The following is a 3,171-nucleotide window of genomic DNA, read 5'->3' on the forward strand; positions in this document are numbered from 1 at the left end:
AGCTGGGCGGTTTGGTGAGGAGCTCCAGCATTGGCGATGTCTCGTGGGACAGCTATTACCACGTGATTCTGCCGTCTGACAGCCGCTTGCAGGCACTCCTTGGCGAGTTGGGGCTGTCCGGCCAGCTCGTGTGGAAGCAGACCCGCACCGGCTTGCTCATCGACGGGAGGCTGTATTCGGTTTCCAACATGCGGGAGTTCGTCTCGTTGCCGGCCTTGACGCTGTTGGACAAGCTGCGACTGGGGGCCAACATTCTCTATGCTTCCAGGACGCGCAACTGGCAGCGCTTGGAGCAGCTGCATGCGGTCGAGTGGCTGCGCACCTGGTCCGGCACAAGAACGTGCACACGCTTCTGGGTGCCGCTCTTGCGCGCGAAGCTGGGTGAGGAATACCGGGCGGCGTCGGCCGCGTTCATCTGGGCGACCATGGCCAGGCTCTACAGCGCGCGACGCACCGGGGCGAAGAGGGAAGAGCTGGGCTACGTGCAAGGGGGGTACGCAGCCGTGGTGGGCACCTTGGAGCGTGCCCTGCACGAACGCGGCGTGAAAGTGCGGTGCAGCCATCGCCTGTGTCGCGTCGAACCCGAGGCAGGGGGCGGTTACCTCCTCCGCTTTGACAACGGTGCAACCAACGGCGCCGGCAAGGTGGTGCTGACTATGCCCAACCCGGCTATTGTCAGCGCCTGCCCCTGGCTGTCTGCCTCCGAGGCCAAGCGCTTAGCCGGAGCTACCTACATGGGGATCGTATGTTTGGCGTTGCTATTGCGCAAACCCTTAGCAGGCTTCTACACCACGAACATCGCCGATGGTGATTTCCCTTTCACCGGGATTATCGAAATGTCATCCCTGATAGATCCGGACACCTTTGGTGGACGCTCTCTGGTGTACTTGCCAAAATACGTGCCTGCGGACGACCCGGTGCTGCTGGCGCCTGCTGAAGAGATACTGTACTCCTTCGTAGAGGAGCTCCGCCGCGTCTATCCGGCCCTGGGCCTGGAAGACGTCGTCGGCTGGAGCGTGAACAGGGAACAGCATGTGTTTGCCCTTCCCACGCTCCGTTATTCGGAAATCGCCCCCCCGATGCGCACCGTGGCCCCGGGTGTGTTCATCGTGAACTCTGCCCAGATTGTCAACACTACCCTGAACGTGAACGAAGCGGTGCGCCAAGCCGAAGAGGCGGCACAGCTTCTGCGGGATGAGCCTTAGTCGGGAACAGCCATGACAGGTGTCAAGAACAGCGTGCAGAGGCCCCTTGCGGCCGTATCCCTGGACCTCGACGACAAGTGGTCCTACATGCGCACCCGCGGTGACGCGCGGTGGAAGGAGCTGCCCTCGTACTTGGCCGTAGCCGTGCCACGCATGCTCGATTTCCTGCGCGCCAAGGGGCTGCGCATCACCTTTTTCATCGTGGGCGTCGACGCGGCGCGGCCCCAAAATGGCGACCTACTCAGGATGATCGTCCAGGACGGACACGAACTCGGCAATCATTCCTACCACCACGAGCCGTGGTTGCCACGCCATCCACGTGCGACTATCGCGGAAGAGGTGCTGAGGACCCACGAGGAACTGCTCCGCGTCACGGGCGCGAGGCCAGAGGGCTTCCGTGGCCCAGGTTTTGGCTGGAGCGCCACGCTCATCGAGGTCCTGGCAGAGGCAGGTTACTCCTACGACGCCTCATCGCTGCCGACGGTGGTGGCACCTTTGGCCCGGCTCTATTTCTTGAGCAAGAGCACCCTGGAGAAGGAGGAACGACAGCTCCGAGAGGGTCTTTTCGGCTCCTTTCGAGATGGCCTCCGGCCGGTAGGGGCTCACTACCTCGGCCTGGACGGGCACCGTCTACTACTGGAGATTCCCGTGACGACAATTCCGGGGTTGAGGACCCCGTTTCATCTCAGCTATCTCATGTACTTGGCCCAGAGGTCCCGGCCGCTCATGCGCACCTACCTTGAACTTGCGCTGAGTTTGTGCCGCGCTACCGCCACGGGGCCGAGCTTTCTCCTGCACCCACTGGATTTTCTCGACAAAGGGGATGCCCCAGAGTTGGCGTTCTTTCCCGCCATGAATCTGCCGTGGCAGGACAAGATTGAGGTCGCTGGGGAAGCGCTCGACCGTCTGGCGGCTCGTTTTGAGCTGCTCCCCATGGGCGCGTTCGCCTGTTTTGTCGCTCGGAGTGGGGTGCTGCCCACAGTGCGGATGGCAAACGGAGGCCACGAGCAATGACGATAGGGAATCGCCGCCACATCGTCACCGTGCTGCTCCACGACTATTACCATCGCTGTGTATTCAGCAAGGTGATAGGCAGCCGGCAATGGCACCGCCTCGCTTCGCGTCTCGAGCAGAATGTAGAGAAGGTGCGGAAGCTGTTTTCCGAATACGAGGTGAAGGCCACTTTCTTCACCTTGGGGTGGGTCGCCGAGCAGAGGCCAGAGTTGATTGCCCGCCTAGTGGAAGATGGGCACGAAATCGCCAGCGCTGGCTTTGTGCCGCAGGATGTGCGGCGCCTGACGCCCGAAGCTTTTCGCGAAGACCTGCTGCGCGCCCGGGAGGCATTGGAAGCTGCTGGCGCGAGGCAGATTCTGGGGTATCGCTGCCCCTTGGGCTGGCTCTCTCCCGCGGACCGCTGGGTTCTGGACGTGCTCATTGAAGAAGGGTACCGGTACGACGCGAGCATGCGTCCCAGTTTGTTGACCGTCCAGGAAGCGAAGAGTCTCCGCCGCCCGTACTTGTACAAGAACGCCCGAGGGTGGCTCTGGGAGCTCCCGCCTCCCACGGCGAGGGTGCTGGGCTTCAACATCCCCATCGCCGGAGGGAACTACCTTCGCCAGTTGCCACGTTGGTTCACCCTGTGGGGTTTCCAGAAATGGACGTTCGAGAGCAACGACCCCTTTGTGCTCTACTTCCACCCGTGGGAGTTGGACGGTGACCTTCCGCGAATCAACAACATCGGCTTCCTTGCCCATCTCAGGCAGTACCGAAACTTGGACCGCATGGCCGAGCAGGTGCAGATACTTCTGCGCAATGCACAATTCATGAGCGTGAGCCGATACTTGGGGCTTGAGCCAGAGCCATCTGCGGAAAAAGAGACTCAGGCCCATGCAGAGCCTGCTCCGCGGGCGGTCCCGGTGTCGGTGGTGCGACCGAAAGGCAAGGAGGTCACGCTCGTCGTCCCATG

3 protein-coding genes are annotated in these 3,171 nt (G+C 61.9%); all 3 read left to right on the forward strand.

Annotation, left to right across the window (positions count from 1 at the left end):
* On the forward strand, positions 1–1,205 hold a 1,205-nt coding region (locus H5U38_13595; GenBank protein MBC7188053.1), incomplete at its 5' end, for an FAD-dependent oxidoreductase.
* Between the two features lie 12 nt (positions 1,206–1,217).
* Positions 1,218–2,219: a polysaccharide deacetylase family protein gene (locus tag H5U38_13600; protein MBC7188054.1), complete on the forward strand. Its 1,002-nt coding sequence runs from the start codon at positions 1,218–1,220 to the stop codon at positions 2,217–2,219.
* Positions 2,216–3,171: DUF3473 domain-containing protein (locus H5U38_13605; protein MBC7188055.1), on the forward strand; the 956-nt coding region annotated here is incomplete at its 3' end. The genes H5U38_13600 and H5U38_13605, both read left to right, overlap by 4 nt.

The organism is Calditrichota bacterium (assembly GCA_014359355.1).
Classification (GTDB): Bacteria; Zhuqueibacterota; Zhuqueibacteria; order JANLFK01; family Oleimicrobiaceae; genus Oleimicrobium.